At 56.9% G+C, this 15,993-nt stretch carries 15 protein-coding genes and 2 riboswitches; all 15 genes read left to right on the forward strand.

Translation table 11 applies throughout. From position 1 onward, the window contains the following. The first annotated feature begins 63 nt into the window (after positions 1–63). On the forward strand, positions 64–1,917 hold the full coding sequence (gene dnaK, locus BN4275_RS10480) for a molecular chaperone DnaK (protein ID WP_066457788.1): 1,854 nt from the start codon (positions 64–66) through the stop codon (positions 1,915–1,917). Positions 1,918–1,995: 78 nt separating this feature from the next. Further along, positions 1,996–3,156: a molecular chaperone DnaJ gene (dnaJ, locus tag BN4275_RS10485; RefSeq protein WP_066457791.1), complete on the forward strand. Its 1,161-nt coding sequence runs from the start codon at positions 1,996–1,998 to the stop codon at positions 3,154–3,156. Positions 3,157–3,306: 150 nt separating this feature from the next. After that, a complete protein-coding gene (gene prmA, locus BN4275_RS10490; protein ID WP_066460360.1) occupies positions 3,307–4,230 on the forward strand; it encodes a 50S ribosomal protein L11 methyltransferase in 924 nt (307 codons plus the stop codon). 84 nt (positions 4,231–4,314) lie between these two features. Then, positions 4,315–5,040 (forward strand): 16S rRNA (uracil(1498)-N(3))-methyltransferase, encoded by a 726-nt coding sequence (locus BN4275_RS10495; protein ID WP_066460361.1) that lies wholly within the window; start codon positions 4,315–4,317, stop codon positions 5,038–5,040. Between the two features lie 42 nt (positions 5,041–5,082). Next, the gene (locus BN4275_RS10500) at positions 5,083–5,865 is read left to right on the forward strand and encodes a M15 family metallopeptidase (protein ID WP_066457794.1); all 783 of its coding nucleotides are present in this window, start codon (positions 5,083–5,085) and stop codon (positions 5,863–5,865) included. Between the two features lie 3 nt (positions 5,866–5,868). Next, on the forward strand, positions 5,869–6,441 hold the full coding sequence (locus BN4275_RS10505) for a hypothetical protein (protein WP_066457797.1): 573 nt from the start codon (positions 5,869–5,871) through the stop codon (positions 6,439–6,441). Between the two features lie 103 nt (positions 6,442–6,544). Continuing rightward, a complete protein-coding gene (locus tag BN4275_RS10510; RefSeq protein WP_066457799.1) occupies positions 6,545–7,870 on the forward strand; it encodes a glycosyltransferase 87 family protein in 1,326 nt (441 codons plus the stop codon). A 33-nt stretch (positions 7,871–7,903) separates the two neighbouring features. After that, complete coding sequence (locus tag BN4275_RS10515; RefSeq protein WP_066457802.1) at positions 7,904–8,467, forward strand: zinc dependent phospholipase C family protein; 564 nt, start codon at positions 7,904–7,906, stop codon at positions 8,465–8,467. A 456-nt stretch (positions 8,468–8,923) separates the two neighbouring features. Continuing rightward, positions 8,924–10,141 (forward strand): ABC transporter substrate-binding protein, encoded by a 1,218-nt coding sequence (locus BN4275_RS10525; RefSeq protein ID WP_066460362.1) that lies wholly within the window; start codon positions 8,924–8,926, stop codon positions 10,139–10,141. Positions 10,142–10,405: 264 nt separating this feature from the next. After that, positions 10,406–11,302 carry a branched-chain amino acid ABC transporter permease gene (locus BN4275_RS10530; RefSeq protein WP_118478917.1) on the forward strand — a complete coding sequence of 299 codons (897 nt, stop codon included), beginning with the start codon at positions 10,406–10,408 and terminating at the stop codon, positions 11,300–11,302. 9 nt (positions 11,303–11,311) lie between these two features. Further along, positions 11,312–12,358 carry an ABC transporter permease subunit gene (locus BN4275_RS10535; protein WP_066460365.1) on the forward strand — a complete coding sequence of 349 codons (1,047 nt, stop codon included), beginning with the start codon at positions 11,312–11,314 and terminating at the stop codon, positions 12,356–12,358. Next, positions 12,351–13,118 carry an ABC transporter ATP-binding protein gene (locus tag BN4275_RS10540; RefSeq protein WP_066457807.1) on the forward strand — a complete coding sequence of 256 codons (768 nt, stop codon included), beginning with the start codon at positions 12,351–12,353 and terminating at the stop codon, positions 13,116–13,118. Before BN4275_RS10535 ends, BN4275_RS10540 begins: the two co-directional genes overlap by 8 nt. An 11-nt stretch (positions 13,119–13,129) precedes the next feature. Beyond that, positions 13,130–13,834 (forward strand): ABC transporter ATP-binding protein, encoded by a 705-nt coding sequence (locus tag BN4275_RS10545; RefSeq protein WP_066457809.1) that lies wholly within the window; start codon positions 13,130–13,132, stop codon positions 13,832–13,834. A gap of 97 nt (positions 13,835–13,931) precedes the next feature. Further along, the gene (gene ybaK, locus BN4275_RS10550; RefSeq protein WP_066457811.1) at positions 13,932–14,408 is read left to right on the forward strand and encodes a Cys-tRNA(Pro) deacylase; all 477 of its coding nucleotides are present in this window, start codon (positions 13,932–13,934) and stop codon (positions 14,406–14,408) included. Positions 14,409–14,477: 69 nt separating this feature from the next. After that, positions 14,478–14,556: riboswitch (glycine riboswitch) on the forward strand. A gap of 3 nt (positions 14,557–14,559) precedes the next feature. Then, positions 14,560–14,630, forward strand: a riboswitch (glycine riboswitch). A 68-nt stretch (positions 14,631–14,698) separates the two neighbouring features. Next, positions 14,699–15,865, forward strand: coding sequence for an aminomethyl transferase family protein (locus tag BN4275_RS10555; RefSeq protein ID WP_066457814.1), 1,167 nt, complete (start codon positions 14,699–14,701; stop codon positions 15,863–15,865). Positions 15,866–15,993: the final 128 nt, after the last annotated feature.

The following is a 15,993-nucleotide window of genomic DNA, read 5'->3' on the forward strand; positions in this document are numbered from 1 at the left end:
GGAAAAGAAAGCAGGCATTCACCACGTTAAAATTTATTCCAATATATATGGAGGGCATTCATTATGGGAAAAATCATCGGTATTGACCTTGGTACTACAAATAGCTGTGTAGCGGTTATGGAAGGCGGCGAGCCGGTCGTCATCGCGAGCGCGGAAGGCAATCGCACGACCCCTTCGGTCGTTGCATTCTCGAAAACCGGCGAGCGTATGGTCGGCCAGGTTGCAAAACGCCAGGCGATCACCAACCCGGACCGCACGATTTCTTCGATTAAGCGCCACATGGGCACCGATTTTAAGGTGTCGATCGACGGCAAAAACTACACTCCGCAGGAAATCTCCGCGATGGTCCTGCAGAAACTGCGTGATGACGCGGAAGCTTACCTCGGCGAGAAGGTCACCGAAGCGGTCATCACGGTCCCGGCGTATTTCTCCGACGCGCAGCGCCAGGCAACCAAGGACGCGGGCCGCATCGCGGGACTTGATGTAAAGCGCATCATCAACGAACCGACCGCCGCGGCGCTCGCCTACGGCATCGATAAGGAAGCCGATCAGAAGGTCATGGTTTATGACCTCGGCGGCGGTACCTTTGATGTTTCGATCATCGAGATGGGCGACGGCGTGCAGGAGGTGCTCGCCACCAACGGCAACACCCGCCTGGGCGGCGACGACTTCGACCAGCGCGTCATCGATTTCCTGGCAGATTCCTTTAAGAAAGAAAACGGCATCGATCTGCGCGGCGACAAGATGGCCATGCAGCGCCTGAAAGAAGCAGCGGAAAAGGCGAAGATCGAGCTTTCCGGCATGACCCAGGCGAACATCAACCTGCCGTTCATCACGGCGGACGCGACCGGCCCGAAACATCTCGATGTGACCCTGTCCCGCGCGAAATTCAATGAATTGACCGCCGACCTGGTCGAAGCGACCATGGTGCCGGTGCGCAAGGCGATGGCCGACTCCGGCCTCAAGGTTTCCGACCTCGACAAGGTGCTGCTGGTCGGCGGTTCGACCCGTATCCCGGCTGTGCAGGAAGCGGTCAAGGCGTTCTGCGGAAAAGACCCGTTCAAGGGCATCAATCCGGATGAGTGCGTCGCGGTCGGCGCGGCGATCCAGGGCGGCGTGCTCGGCGGCGATGTAAAAGGCCTGCTGCTGCTCGATGTCACCCCGCTTTCCCTGGGCCTTGAGACCCTTGGCGGCGTCTGCACCAAGATCATCGAGCGCAACACCACCATCCCGACCAAGAAATCGCAGATCTTCTCCACCGCCGCGGACGGCCAGACTTCGGTCGAGATCCACGTCCTGCAGGGCGAGCGCGAGATGGCCAAGGATAACAAGACCCTCGGCATGTTCCGGCTCGACGGTATCCCGGCGGCTCCGCGCGGCGTGCCGCAGATCGAAGTCACCTTCGACATCGACGCCAACGGCATCGTGCACGTGACCGCGAAGGACCTCGGCACCGGTAAGGAGCAGAACGTCACCATCACCGCTTCGACCAATATGTCCAAGGACGACATTGACAAAGCGGTTAAAGATGCGGAAGCATTTGCGGAAGAGGACAAGAAACGCCGCGAGGAGATCGACGTGCGAAACGGTGCGGATCAGATGGTTTATCAGTGCGAGAAGGCGCTGACCGACCTGGGCGACAAGGTTTCCGCCGACGAAAAATCCCGCGTGCAGGCGAAGGTCGACGCGCTGAAGGAAGCCCTCAAGGGAACCAACGTCGAAGAAATCAAAGCAAAACAGGAAGAGCTGCAGAAGGACTTCTATGAGATGTCATCCAAGATGTACCAGCAGGCGCAGGGCGCCCAGGGCGCGGCCGGCCCGGACATGGGCGGCGCGGACGCCGGCGCTGGAGCGGCTCCCGGCGGCGATTATGTCGACGCGGATTACAAAGAGGTTGACGAGGACGACAAAAAATAATACAATAAGCAGGTGCGTTCAGGCGGGGGTAATCCTCCCGCCTGAACCTGTGAACGCAGATAAACAGGGGTGAGGCATATGGCTGAAAAACGGGACTATTATGAAGTATTGGGCGTGTCCAAGGACGCATCCACGGACGACCTGAAAAAAGCATACCGCAAGCTTGCAAAGCAGTATCACCCCGACATGAATCCGGGGGATAAGACCGCCGAGGCAAAATTCAAAGAGGTTAACGAGGCCTATGAGGTCTTAAACGACCCGGCAAAACGCCAGCGCTACGACCAGTTCGGGCACGCGGGCGTCGACCCGTCCTATGGGGCGGGCGCCGGCGGGGCGGGCTTTGGAGGCGGCTTTGGCGGTTTCGACGTGGGAGATATCTTCGAAAGCTTCTTTGGCGGAAGCGGCTTCGGCGGCTTTGGCGGGGGCGGGCGCACCCGCAACCCGAATGCGCCGATCCGCGGCAACGATGTCAATATCACCATCAACCTGTCGTTTATGGACGCGGCCAAGGGCTGCAAGCAGCAGGTGCAGGTGCAGCGGCTTGAAAAGTGCGATACCTGCGACGGTACCGGCGCCAAGAAGGGCACCGCCCCGGAAACCTGCCCGGAATGCGGCGGCACCGGTCAGGTGCGCGTCCAGCAGCGTACGCCGATCGGCGTGATCCAGACCACCCGAACCTGTACAAAATGTTCCGGCAAGGGTAAGGTCGTCAAGGAGCCGTGCAGCGACTGCCGCGGAATGGGGCGCGTGCGCCACACCCGGACGCTGGAGGTTTCGGTCCCGGCTGGTATCGACGACGGGCAGACCTTTGTGCTGCGCGGACAGGGTGACCACGGCCTCAACGGCGGCCCGGCGGGCGATGTGAACATCATGGTAAACCTGCGGCCCGACCCGCTCTTTGAGCGCGACGGATTCGACGTCTGGTGCGACATCCCGATCACCTTCTCGCAGGCGGTGCTGGGCGATGAGATCACCGTTCCCACCATCGACGGCAAAGTGAAATATGACGTGCCGGAGGGCACGCAGTCCGGAACGGTATTCCGCCTGCGCAATAAGGGCATTCCGTATGTGAACGGGCGCGGACGCGGCGACCAGTATGTCAAGGTGAATATCGAGGTTCCGCGTAACCTGACCGGCAAGCAGAAAGACGCGCTTAAGGAATTTGAAAAGCTTTCAAGCGACAAAAACTATGAAAAGCGCAAAAGCTTTTTCGATAAGCTCAAAGATGCGATGAAATAAATGGAAAACCGCGTGAAACAGTCGTTTCACGCGGTTTTTTACTGGATAAAATCCATCCGGATTTTACGGGTGGATTTTACCCGCGCATTATTATATAATGTATCATGAAGTAGCTTGCGCAAGGACAAAAAGAAAGAGAGGGCAAAACGGATGCAGTACAGCGAAGTCAAGCTGAAAATTGCGACCAGGGATGCGGAAACAGCGGCGGCGATCGCAAACCTGGTGGTGCCGTACGGGTTATATATCGAGGATTACAGCGACATCGAAGAACTCGCGCCGCAGATCGCGCACGTCGATCTGATCGAACAGGAGCTTCTGGAACGCGACCGCGAACACGCGGTGATCCATTTTTACATCGCGCCCGAGGAAAACCCGATGGAAGCGGTTTCGTTTGTGAGCGAACGCCTCGGCGCGGCCGGGATCGGTTTTTCGGTGGAGAGCGAGAAGGTGGATGAGGAAGACTGGGCTACAGCCTGGAAAAAATATTATTACCCCACCAAGGTCGGGGAGCGGCTGGTTGTCTGCCCTTCGTGGGAGACTTACGCGCCAAAACCGGGGGAGGTGGTGCTCACGATGGACCCGGGCATGGCTTTTGGCACCGGAACCCACGACACCACCCGGCTCTGTATGCAGCTTTTGGAAAAATACGTCTCACCGGGTGCGCATCTGCTTGATGTGGGCACCGGCAGCGGCATTCTGGCGGTGGCGGCGCTGCTGCTGGGAGCTGAAAGCGCGGTGGGGATCGACATTGACGAGGTCGCGGTGCGGGTCGCAAAGGAGAACGCCGAAGCCAACGGTGTGGCGGACAGGGTGGAATTTCTGGCAGGGGATCTGACCGCGAAGGTGGACGGAAAATTTGCGGTTGTTACCGCGAATATCGTTGCGGATGTGATTATCCGGCTGATCCCCGACCTGGAACGGTTCCTGCGGCCGGACAGCGTTTTTATCGCGTCGGGTATCATCGACACCCGCGCTGGAGATGTGACCGGCGCGCTGGCCGCCGCGGGCTACGAAGTGGTCGAGCGCCGGGAATCGGGCGGATGGGTGGCGCTGGCCGCCAAACAACGGGGATAGCCGTGCGGGCCGGGGAAGCTGTACCGCGCAATTCCCTGCGTTTTTTTGAAAAAAACGCATAAAACTTTTGATTTGGTGAGAATTATGCCGAGATTTTTTACAGGACAGGTGAATGAACAGAATGCCGTCATCGACGGCGAGGACGCGCGGCATATCGCGTTGTCGCTGCGGATGAAGGTGGGAGAAAGGCTTACCGTCTGCGACGGGGACGGCCGGGACTATCAGTGCAGGATCGCGTCGGTTCAGCCGGCGCGGGTGGAGCTCACGGTGGAAGCGGTGGAACCGTCTGCAGGCGAGCCGGGCGTGTTTGTCACACTGTATCAGGCGATGCCCAAAGGCGATAAATTTGAAACGATTGTGCAGAAAGCGGTCGAGCTTGGAGTGGGAAAGATCGTACCGGTGCTGACCCGGCGCTGCGTCTCCCGGCCGGATGGAAAATCGATGGCAAAGAAGCTGGAGCGGTACCGCAAGATCGCGGCCGAAGCCGCAAAGCAGTGCGGCCGCGGCCGCGTGCCGGAAGTGGAGCCGCTCTGTGAATTTCCCGAGGCGGTTGCCCGCATGAAACAGGACGCGCTTGCGATCCTGTTTTATGAGAATGCGGACGAACCGCTGAAGGCTCTGCTGGAACGCAGGCTTGGGAAAAGCGTGTCGGTTCTGGTGGGCAGCGAGGGCGGTTTTGAGCCGTCCGAAGCCGCTTATGCAAAGGAAAACGGGCTGGTCTCGCTTTCGCTTGGCAGCCGGATTCTGCGGTGCGAAACTGCGCCGCTCGCGGCAGTCACCGCGATCCTTTATCAGGCGGGGGATATTTAACCAGCCGCGCGGGATACTAACAGATGAGGTGAACGCATAGTTATGAAACGGATTGTTTCGATGGCATTGGCGGTTGCGCTGTTGGCGGCCTGCACGCCGCGCAGCGCCGGCACGCCGAATCATTCGGCGCCGCAGCCTGAAAAGCAGGCGGCTTCTTCCGAAAGATCGGAGCCGTCAAGCCGGATATCCGAGATCGATTCTTCCGAAACGGTCGGAAGCTTGCCGGAAGGAGCTGTCCCGTCCGCGGCAAAGCCGGAAGAAGGGACGGAGGACTGGATGCTGCTTTTGGTCAATGCGCAGAATGGCATTGATGCGGATTACGAACCGGAGCTCGCCGAGGTCCAGAACGGTTACCGGATGGATGTGCGGGCTGTCCCGGCTTTGCAGCGGATGATCGCGGATGCAGCTGAGGAGGGGGTCGATCTGCTGGTCTGTTCGGCCTACCGGCCGTATTCTTCGCAGGAACGCAATTTCAATAACAGCATCCAGACCTATCTGGCGCAGGGCTACAGCCAGGCAGATGCCTACGCGATGACAGCGGCGTATATCGCGGTGCCGGGCTACAGCGAGCATCAAACCGGGCTTGCGGCGGACATTGTGACGCCGGCCTACCAGACGCTTGACAGCGGTTTTGCCGAGACTGCAGCTGCGAAATGGATGGCCGCGCATGCGGCCGAGTACGGATTCATCCTGCGCTACCCGAAGGATAAGACCGAAATCACCGGGATTGCCTATGAGCCGTGGCATTTCCGCTATGTGGGAGAAACGGCCGCGCGGGAGATTACGGACGCGGGGATTTGCCTCGAAGAATATCTCGACAGATAGGAGGTGGCGCCGCTGGATAAGGTTGCCTTTGCGAACAAGGCCACCCGGCTGATCGGCGGCAGGAACGGGGCGACAATGGTTGCGGCCGCTTTTGTGGCGGTGGCGGTGGCTGTTGGAGCCGGGATTTTTCTTGCGGACAGGGTGGACAAAATGCAGGAAGAACTGAAAAACAGCCAGTTTGTTGCGGCTCTGACCGCCTCCGGAGAAAAGAGCAGGATCACGCAGATTCTGGCCGACCCGGAAAGTTCCGAACTGTTTTTGAAATATGTCAACGCGATGGCGGCTGTGCTTACAAACCTTGAGCAGTCGCCGGCCGAGCAGTTCAAGCAGTTTGAAGCGATCCTGGCCGCGCAGGAGGCCTCAGGGGTGAAAATCGAAAGCTTTCTGTGCGACGATCCGGCGGGACGGCTGCAGATGCTGTCGGTGCAAGCGCGGGGCGCGCCGCAGGCGGCAAAGGCTTTTCAGGAAAGCCTGGGTGCGTCCGGGTGTTTTTGTGAGACGGAACTTTCCGTCAATCGTGAAGAAAATGGGCAAGAGTTCACAATCAACTGCTATTTTTCACATGACGATTTATGAAAAATCCACGAAAATATAGAAAGTTTACATAATTATCACACTTCTAACAGACTCTTTTGGCGCAATGTGATAAAATTTGTATGATCGGAAGTATAGGCTTTTTATGGATCGTCGCATTCCCGGTTACAGCTTCACCCTCGGCAAAAAACAGGAGGCCTGGTTTCTTTTCGCGCTGGTTGCATCCGCGCTGGTACTGCGGCTGATGATCGCTTACACAAGCGTACACTACTTCGACTTGAGCTATTATGTCGGATGGTCGGCGGGGGTGGAGGAGGATTTCTTCGGCGCCTACAACAACATTGGAAATCTCGATTACCCCCCGTTGTTCCTTTTTCCGCTTTTTTTGACGGGGAAGCTTCTGGCGCTGGATGCGGTCGCCTCCTTCGATCCTTATGCCATGCTGGCGCTCAAAGGCTGGCAGATGCTCTTTGATCTCGCAATTATTCCGCTGCTTTACCTGGTACTCAAAAAGGTGGACCGGCTGGCGGCGCTTGGATGCGCGGCGCTCTGGGCGGTCAATCCGACCGCTATCTTCAACTCCTCCTATTGGGGGCAGACCGACTGCATCATGATGTTTCTTCTGGTGCTGGCTTTCTGGCTGCTGACCGAACGCAGACCGGTGCCGGCGGGCGTGGTAATGACGCTGGCCTGCCTGATGAAATTTCAATCTCTCTATTTCGCGCCGCTTTTTGCCCTTGCGCTGCTGACCATGCGGTTCCCGTGGAAACGGGTGGCCCTTGCGGCTGGAGCGGGGATGGGAACCGCGCTGGCCGTATTTTTCCCATTCATGGTGCGTTCCGGATGGAATCTGCCGTGGAAAATCTATTTCGGCGGTTTTGAACAATACCCGGGCGCGGCGCTCAATGCGTTCAACCTTTATTCAGCGCTTGGCGCGAACTTTTTGCATGTGGACACGGTCCTTTACCAGCCGGTCACCGCGGGCGGGCTTTCCGCGTTTATGCTGGCCGCTTCGCTGGCTGCGTTGGTGGCGTGGTATTTCACCGCCGCCGAAAAAAGCGTGTGGCTTCTGGGCTTCGCATTTATGCAGACCATCTTCCTGTTCACCGCCCGGATGCACGAGCGGTATCAGATCCCGGTGCTCATTTTTGCGCTGATCGCCAGCGTCTGCCATAAAAGCAGAGCGCTCTTCGCGGGCTATCTCGCGCTCACGGGCATGACCTTCCTCAACCATTTCCTCGTGTTCGAGCAGGTGTTCGCAGGCGCGGAAAAACACGCATGGATGGTCCATTTCGATGAAATCCTGCGCAGCCTTTCCTTTGTCAACCTTGTCCTCTATTTCGTGCTGCTGGCGGTGGTGCTGCACATCTCTTACCACCGCGTCCGCTTTCGGTTTGCGCATCCGCTGCGTATGCTGCGGGCCGGCAGGCGGCGCAGGCGCGGGAATCCTCCGCCACCGGTAGAGGCATAGAATAAATTGATCTTTTAGAAAGTGGTGAGTCCCATGAACCTATTTTCCCACATCACAATGGGCAGGTATCTTTACGCTTATTTCACGGAGAATATGAATCTGAAGCTGGATAAGGGTACGTTCGTCCGATGGAACTTCCTGCCGGATGTCGCGCCCAGCCTGCTGAAACTTTCCCATTTTAAAAAGGATATCTATGACCTTGTGATGGAAAAGGCCGATTATCTCGCCAGGGAAGGGGAGAACATGTCGACCGAGGAGTTCAGCAAACAGCTTGGGATCCTTTGCCACTTCATGTCCGATTTTTTCTGCTACGCGCACAGCGAGAACTTTGACGGCAGCAAGATCGGGCATCTGAAATATGAAATTTTCATGCAGTTTTATGGCTACCGCCGCCGTGATATGCTACATGCGGTCGATCTGATCTCGAACGCGGCGGAAATCGATCACAGTCTGGCGCTTTATGAGCAGATCAACGAGCTGCACGAGCAATATTCGCAGGTCGCGCCGTCCTATGGCGTGGACTTTGTCTTTTCGCTGACCGCCTGTGTAGATCTGGTGATCGGGATGACCAAATCCCTGGTACCTGCCCACGCGTGATTCGTTCACTTGGAAAAATGGCCGCCGTCCGTTGGACGGCGGTTTTTTTACCGCCGGTTTTGCAGGGAGGCTGGATAAATTCCTGCAAACGGCGCGGGAACCGGCCGCCCGTGGCCCGGCATGCAAGGAAGCGGAAACTTTGATAGGGCTACGGCTGTGCGCGATGGGAGGAGTGAGGGAAAAAAACGGAGAAAAAATTCTATGGACAATGCCGATTTTGTTGCCGGATCTGCTGAATTTGTGGATATATTTTGGAAAACTTCTATAAAACGTATGGAATTTAGGTAAAATTCATAATTCTTTCTAAAACTTGCAGGAATTCCCACAGCATCATTGGCGAAAAAGGCAATGGATTTTGATGCTGATTTGCAATATACTTTTATGGAAACCATATGTTACTTTAAAGCGATAGCGCCCCAAAACCGGGCGCTTTCGCGTATGATGGAGGAAAGAAAAATGAAAAAGTTTCTTGCTTTGGCGCTGTCGGCAGCTCTCGCCGCCAGCGTGCTGACCGGGTGCGGCGGCTCCGGCAGCAATAATTCTTCCGCACCGGCTGCGGATGGCGATTCTGCCGCAAGTGCCCCCGCGGGCGACGCGGCCGCTTCCACCGACCCGATCAAACTCGGCGTGCTTGCGCCGCTGACCGGCAGCGTTTCGGTTTACGGAATCACCACCAAAAACGGCATTGAGATGGCTGTCAATGAGATCAACGCGGCGGGCGGTGTGCTCGGACGTCAGATCGAGATGATGCCCGAAGATGAAAAGGGCGAAGTTCAGGACGCGGTCAACGCGTACAACAAACTGAAAAGCGCCGGGATGGAATTTCTGATCGGCGACGTCACCTCAAAACCGTGCGACGCGGTTGCGAAGATTGCCGCGGCGCCGGGCGACGGAACCCCGATGCTGGCGCCGACCGCGACCGCCGCTTCGGTCACCCAAAACGGCGAAAACATCTTCCGCACCTGCTTCCTCGACCCGTTCCAGGGTGAAGTCATGGCCACCTTTGCCGCGAAGAACCTGGGCGCCAAGAAGGTTGCGGTACTGGCAAACTCCTCTGACGATTATTCGGACGGCATTGCGAAGGCATTCGCTGCCAAGGCGCAGGAGCTCGGCCTGGAGGTTGTCGGAGACGAGCGTTATGGCGCTGATGACCAGGACTTCAAGACCCAGCTGACCAAGATCAATGCGGCCGGCCCGGATGTCCTGATGCTGCCTGACTACTATGAAAAGATCGCGCTGATCGCGACCCAGGCCCGCCAGGTCGGCTTCCAGGGCACCATGCTCGGCGCGGACGGCTGGGACGGCGTGCTGGGTTCGCTCGGCGAAGCGAACGCCTCCGCTGTGGACGGCTGCTATTTCTCCTGCCATTACTTTGTGAACGACGAAGCGGAAGCCGTCAAGAGCTTCGTTGAGAACTACAGAAGCACCTACAACGATGAGCCGACCGCGTTTTCCGCACTGGGTTACGATTCGGTTTACATTATGAAGGCCGCGATGGAAAAAGCCGGTTCGACCGACAAAGCTGCGGTTGTGGAAGCGATGAAAGCCACTGATTATTCCGGCGTCACCGGCCACATGACCTTCGATGAAAACGGCGATCCGGTCAAAACCGCCGCGATCATCAAGCTGCAGGATGGCCAGACTTCTCTGGAGACGCTTCTGACCGCTGAATAATCCGGGATACACAAAGACAGGGCTTTTTTACGAAGGATTTACAGGAAGGCGGGGCTAAGCTTGCCCCGCCTTCCCTTTTCCGTTTATCCGGGGGGCGTTTTTTGGCCCCGAGAAATTTTCTTTTTTTTACAAAGATCTGGCAATTCCGGCAGATATCGTGTAAAATAGACTCTATGGGCGAAAAGACCGCCCGAACCGTTTGCCGTGTGTCTGGCAGCATACGGCGGCGATGCGGTTTATTCCGAATGAAAGGTCAGGTGCCAAATGGACAATCTTATTCTATTTATCAATCAGGTTATTAATGGAATACAGGTTGGCAGCATCTACGCTCTCGTCGCACTGGGCTATACGATGGTTTACGGCATTGTAAAGCTGATTAACTTCGCACATGGCGATTTTATCATGGTGGGAGCCTATGTGTCCCTGTTCAGTATTCCCGTCTTGGTGGGGATGGGAATCCCCGCATGGCTTTGCATCATTATTGCGGTAGCAGCCTGCTCGCTTCTGGGCGTGGTAACCGAGAAGATCGCCTATAAGCCGCTGCGCGGTTCTCCGTCGCTTTCGGTCCTCATCACGGCGATTGCGGTGAGCCTTTTCCTGGAAAATCTTTTCATGATCTTCTTCTCATCCGCGTCCAAGCCGTTTCCGGCGGTCTTTTCCGCGGAAACTATCTCTTTGGGGAAGATCCAGACCAATATGGTGACCATTCTGACCATCGTGCTGTCGGTCGTGTGCATGGTGCTTCTGCAGCTCTTCATCAAAAAGACCCGGATGGGCAAGGCGATGCGGGCAGTCAGCGAGGACGCTGGCGCCGCGATGCTGATGGGGGTCAACAGCAACACCACCATTTCGATGACCTTTGCGATCGGCTCGGGCCTTGCGGCGGTGGCCTCGGTGATGTACTGCTCGGCCTATCCGCTCGCCAACCCATATATGGGTTCGATGCTCGGCCTCAAGGCGTTCATCGCCGCGGTGCTCGGCGGCATCGGCATCATCCCGGGCGCGATGCTTGGCGGTTTTGTGATTGGGCTGGTTGAAAGCCTGACCAAGGCGTATATCTCCTCGCATCTCGCGGACGCGGTCGTGTTCGGCATCCTGATCATTGTGCTGCTGGTAAAGCCGACCGGTATCCTTGGGAAAAACGTCGGAGAGAAAGTGTAGGTGAGCGCGGTGGCAACGGATCGAAATAAGAAAACTTTACAGTCCTATCTGGTGAACGCCGTTTCCGCGGTGCTCCTGTTTGCGGCATTGGCCGCACTGATAAAGACCGGGATTATCGACCAGTATTGGGCGGGCGTCATGATGCTCGTCATGATCAATATTATCCTGGCAACCTCTTTAAACCTGACAACCGGTGTGCTCGGGCAGATTGCGCTCGGCCACGCGGGGTTCATGTCGGTCGGCGCGTACGCTGCCGCGCTTTTCTCGATGAAGATCGCAGAGAGCGGTATGGTGCTGGTTGACGCGGACGGTCCCACAGCAATGGGAACCGGTATCTTTTTGGCTTCGCTCATGGTGGCGGGCGCTGTGGCGGCGCTGTTCGGCCTTGTGGTCGGCATCCCGGCGCTGCGGCTCAAAGGCGACTATCTGGCGATCATTACCCTTGGCTTTGGGGAGATCATCCGCGTCATCATCGAGAACGTCGAGTTCACCGGCGGCGCGCAGGGCCTTTCCGGCATCCCGAAGCTTTCAAGTTTCAACACTGTCTACTGGGTGACGGTGCTCACCATTGCAATTCTGTTTGCGTTCGGGCGTTCCCGCCATGGCCGTGCGATCATCGCGATCCGTGAGGACGACATCGCTTCCGAGGCGTCGGGCATCCCGAACACCTACTATAAAGTGCTCGCATTCACCATGTCCGCCTTCTTCGCGGGTGTAGCGGGCGCGGTCTACGCCCAACAGATGCAGGTGCTCGGCGCGAAAACCTTCAACTTCATGCGCTCGATCGATATCCTTGTGATCGTCGTGCTCGGCGGACTGGGTTCGCTGACCGGTTCGATCCTTTCGGCGATCGGGCTCACCGTGCTGCCGGAGGCGCTGCGCGGCTTCTCCGAATACCGGATGCTCATCTATTCGGTCGCGCTGATCGCGGTCATGATCTTCAAGCCATCCGGTTTGCTGGGAACCTATGAGTTTTCACTCACCAAATTTCTGTGCTGGCTCAGAAATCCCAATAAGCCCAGGCGCGTGAAGAAGGGAGGTGCGCAGAATGGCTAAAACGGTACTTAAGGCAGAGAACCTCGGTATCGCGTTCGGCGGCCTCAAGGCGGTCGAAGGCTTCGAATTGGAGATCGGAGAAAGCGAGCTGGTCGGGCTGATCGGTCCGAACGGCGCGGGAAAGACCACTGTTTTCAACATGCTCACCGGCGTCTACCAGCCGACCGAGGGCGCGGTCTATCTTGACGGGACGCTCATGAACGGCAAAAAGCCGCATCAGGTGGCCAAGGCCGGGATTGCGCGCACCTTCCAGAACATCCGGCTTTTCAAGAAGATGACGGTCCTTGACAATGTCAAGGTGGCTTTTAATCTCAATATGAAATATTCGGTGCTCTCGTCGATCCTGCGCACGCCGCTCGTTTGGCGGGAGGAGGCCGAAATCGACCGTAAGGCCCGGGAACTGCTGGCGGTTTTCCATATGGAAGATCTGGCCGACCATGTGGCGGCAAACCTGCCGTATGGCCAGCAGCGGAAATTGGAAATTGCGCGCGCGCTTGCGACCAATCCGAAGGTGCTGCTGCTCGACGAACCGGCGGCGGGCATGAATCCTACCGAAACGGCCGAGCTGATGGAGACCATCTCGATCATCCGCAAGAAATTCGGGATCTCGATTTTGCTTATCGAGCACGATATGAGCCTTGTCATGAGTATCTGCGAACGGCTGGTCGTCATCGACTACGGCATGATCATCGCGACCGGGACCCCGCAGGAGATTGCGCGCAACCCGAAGGTGATCGGCGCATATCTCGGCGGAGAATAGGAGGAAACGCAATGCTGAATGTCAAAAATCTGAACGTCTCCTATGGCGCGATCCATGCCATCCACGATGTGAGCCTGGAAGTAAACGAAGGGGAGATCGTTTCGCTTATCGGCGCGAACGGCGCGGGCAAGACGACCACGCTGCATACGATCACCGGGCTTAAGAAAGCCACCTCGGGTGAAGTGCTTTTGAACGGGCAGAACCTGTTGGCCACCGACCCATCGAAGATCATCGGGCTTGGGATGGCGCATGTGCCGGAGGGCAGACGGATTTTTTCACAGATGACGGTGGAAGAGAACCTCGAGATGGGAGCATTCATTGTGAAGGATAAATCCCAGATCGAAGCGGATATCGAGAATGTGTACAGTCATTTCCCGCGCCTGCGGGAGCGTTGCAAACAGGCGGGAGGGACCCTTTCGGGCGGCGAGCAGCAGATGCTGGCGATCGGCCGCGCGATCATGTCCCGCCCGAAGATTCTGCTCATGGATGAGCCGTCGATGGGTCTTTCTCCGCTCCTGGTGAAAGAGATTTTCAACATCATTGTGGAGCTCAACCGCACCGGCATGACCATCCTGCTCGTCGAGCAGAATGCGAAGATGGCGCTTTCGATCGCGAATCGGGCGTATGTGCTTGAAACCGGGCGTATCGTCATGAGCGGCGACGCCAAAGAGATGCTCGCGGACGACAAGGTGCGCAAAGCATATTTGGGAATGTAAGCAGCTTTCATATTCAGGCAGGGCCGCGCCCCTGCAAACTTTCTCGAAAGTTTGATCTAAGCCTTTGGACTTTTGGTATCCTTTGGGGAGCGTTATTATGGCGGAACAAAAAACGAATGCGATGCGGATGCTGGATAAAGCGAAGATCCCGTATCAGATTCACACATATGAACACAGCGACGGAAAGATTGACGGCGTGAGCGTCGCGGCAAAACTTGGGCAGGATGTGGACACGGTTTATAAAACGCTGGTGACCCGCGGCGCAAGCCGGGCGAATTATGTTTTTGTCATCCCGGTGGCAAAGGAGCTGGATCTTAAGAAGGCCGCAAAATCGGTTGGGGAAAAATCGGTGGAGATGATCCATGTGGATGAAATCAATAAGACGACCGGATATATCCGGGGCGGCTGCTCACCGGTTGGGATGAAGAAGCTCTTTGTGACAGTTTTTGACGAGGCGGTAAACAGCCTGCCGCGGGTGATCGTGAGCGGCGGGAGAATCGGATGCCAGATCGAGGCCGCGCCGTCTGACCTGCTGCCGCTCGTGAAGGCAAAGACCGCGGATATCACCTTTTAAACTGTTTATTTTTTAACAGATCTTTACATTGACGGAAACTTCAGGTATACTGAACAAAAGAATATGCGGATGATCAATCCGGGAGAGACCGCAAGGCGCCGAAGGGGTACTGCAAGAAACTCTCAGGCAAAAGGACCGGATTGGGACGAAACTCTGGAAAGCCGCAAGGCACCGAAGAAGCAAGCTCCCTTAGGGGCGAATCTTTCAGGTTATCGAACAGAGGCATGCTGAATTTTCAGCATGCCTCTGTTTTTTGTTTATTCTTTGTCAATCAGTGAGGAGGAATCGAAATGGAACAAAAAACGCCGCTCTACGAGGCCCATGTTGCGCGTGACGCCAAAATTGTGCCATTCGCGGGGTATCTTCTGCCGGTGCAGTATCCGACCGGCGTGATTGCCGAACATCTGGCGGTGCGCGAAAGGGCGGGGCTTTTCGATGTTTCCCATATGGGAGAGGTCACGTTCAGCGGCCCGGACGCGCTGAAAAATCTGAACAACCTCATGACCAACGACTTTACCAATATGTACGACGGCCAGGTGCGATACAGCCCGATGTGCAACGACGCGGGCGGCGTGATCGATGACCTGCTGGTCTACCGGGTGGAAGCAGAGAAATACCTTGTGGTGGTCAACGCGGCAAACCGGCAGAAAGATGTCGATTGGATGCGTGCGCATATCGGGGGCGACATGCGGATGGAGGACATCTCCGACCAGGTCGCGCAGGTCGCGCTCCAGGGACCGCATGCGCATATGATCCTTTCAAAACTCTGTGCGCCAGGCAGCATTCCACAGAAATATTATTCCTTTGTGGAAAACGCGGCGGTTAAAATTCCCGGCGGCATGGGTGGAGACGGCCCCATCGCGGTATTTACAAGCGGTGGGCAATCCGAGCGGGCGAAGCCCGCCGAGGTCACCTGCATCATCTCAAAAACCGGATACACCGGCGAGGATGGTTATGAACTTTACTGCGACGCGCAGGACGCGGTGTTCCTCTGGGACGCGCTGCTCAAGGCGGGTGCGGAGGACGGTCTCATACCCTGCGGGCTGGGAGCGCGGGATACCCTGCGGCTGGAAGCCGCGATGCCGCTTTATGGGCATGAGATGGATGAAACGGTGACGCCGCTCGAGACTGGACTTGGCTTCGCGGTGAAGCTGAAGAAAGCGGATTTTCTTGGGAAGACGGCTCTGGAAACCCAAAATCCCCCGCCGCGTAAACGGATCGGGCTTAAAATGACCGGGCGCGGCATCGCGCGGGAGCGCTGTGAAGTCTTTCAGGATGGAAAGCCCATCGGCTTTACAACGTCTGGAACCCACTGCCCGTATCTTGGCGGTGCCTACGCAATGGCGCTGGTCGAAACGGAGGCGGCGCAGCTTGGCGACGCGCTGGAGGTTGACGTGCGCGGACGGCGGATCGCGGCCGAGGTGGTCGAACTGCCATTCTATAAGCGCGCGAAATAGTCAAAGTTTTCGTCAAGCTTTTTCAAAAGCTTGCGGTTTCCAAAGGCAGCGCCTTTGGCCGCTTTCCACAGAAAGTGGAATCCTGTTTGGGCAGCAGCCCTGCTTTAGGCGAATTTTTTGGTTCTTTC

This window comes from Anaerotruncus rubiinfantis (genome assembly GCF_900078395.1).
In the GTDB taxonomy this organism is placed as follows: domain Bacteria; phylum Bacillota; class Clostridia; order Oscillospirales; family Ruminococcaceae; genus Anaerotruncus; species Anaerotruncus rubiinfantis.

Coding starts and splice junctions, on each gene's coding strand:
- BN4275_RS10545 (WP_066457809.1), top strand. CDS start 13,130: ATGCTGAATGTCAAAAATCTGAACGTCTCCTATGGCGCGATCCATGCC.
- BN4275_RS10530 (WP_118478917.1), top strand. CDS start 10,406: ATGGACAATCTTATTCTATTTATCAATCAGGTTATTAATGGAATACAG.
- BN4275_RS10555 (WP_066457814.1), top strand. CDS start 14,699: ATGGAACAAAAAACGCCGCTCTACGAGGCCCATGTTGCGCGTGACGCC.
- BN4275_RS10495 (WP_066460361.1), top strand. CDS start 4,315: ATGCCGAGATTTTTTACAGGACAGGTGAATGAACAGAATGCCGTCATC.
- dnaK (WP_066457788.1), top strand. CDS start 64: ATGGGAAAAATCATCGGTATTGACCTTGGTACTACAAATAGCTGTGTA.
- dnaJ (WP_066457791.1), top strand. CDS start 1,996: ATGGCTGAAAAACGGGACTATTATGAAGTATTGGGCGTGTCCAAGGAC.
- BN4275_RS10540 (WP_066457807.1), top strand. CDS start 12,351: ATGGCTAAAACGGTACTTAAGGCAGAGAACCTCGGTATCGCGTTCGGC.
- prmA (WP_066460360.1), top strand. CDS start 3,307: ATGCAGTACAGCGAAGTCAAGCTGAAAATTGCGACCAGGGATGCGGAA.
- BN4275_RS10515 (WP_066457802.1), top strand. CDS start 7,904: ATGAACCTATTTTCCCACATCACAATGGGCAGGTATCTTTACGCTTAT.
- BN4275_RS10510 (WP_066457799.1), top strand. CDS start 6,545: ATGGATCGTCGCATTCCCGGTTACAGCTTCACCCTCGGCAAAAAACAG.
- BN4275_RS10525 (WP_066460362.1), top strand. CDS start 8,924: ATGAAAAAGTTTCTTGCTTTGGCGCTGTCGGCAGCTCTCGCCGCCAGC.
- ybaK (WP_066457811.1), top strand. CDS start 13,932: ATGGCGGAACAAAAAACGAATGCGATGCGGATGCTGGATAAAGCGAAG.
- BN4275_RS10500 (WP_066457794.1), top strand. CDS start 5,083: ATGAAACGGATTGTTTCGATGGCATTGGCGGTTGCGCTGTTGGCGGCC.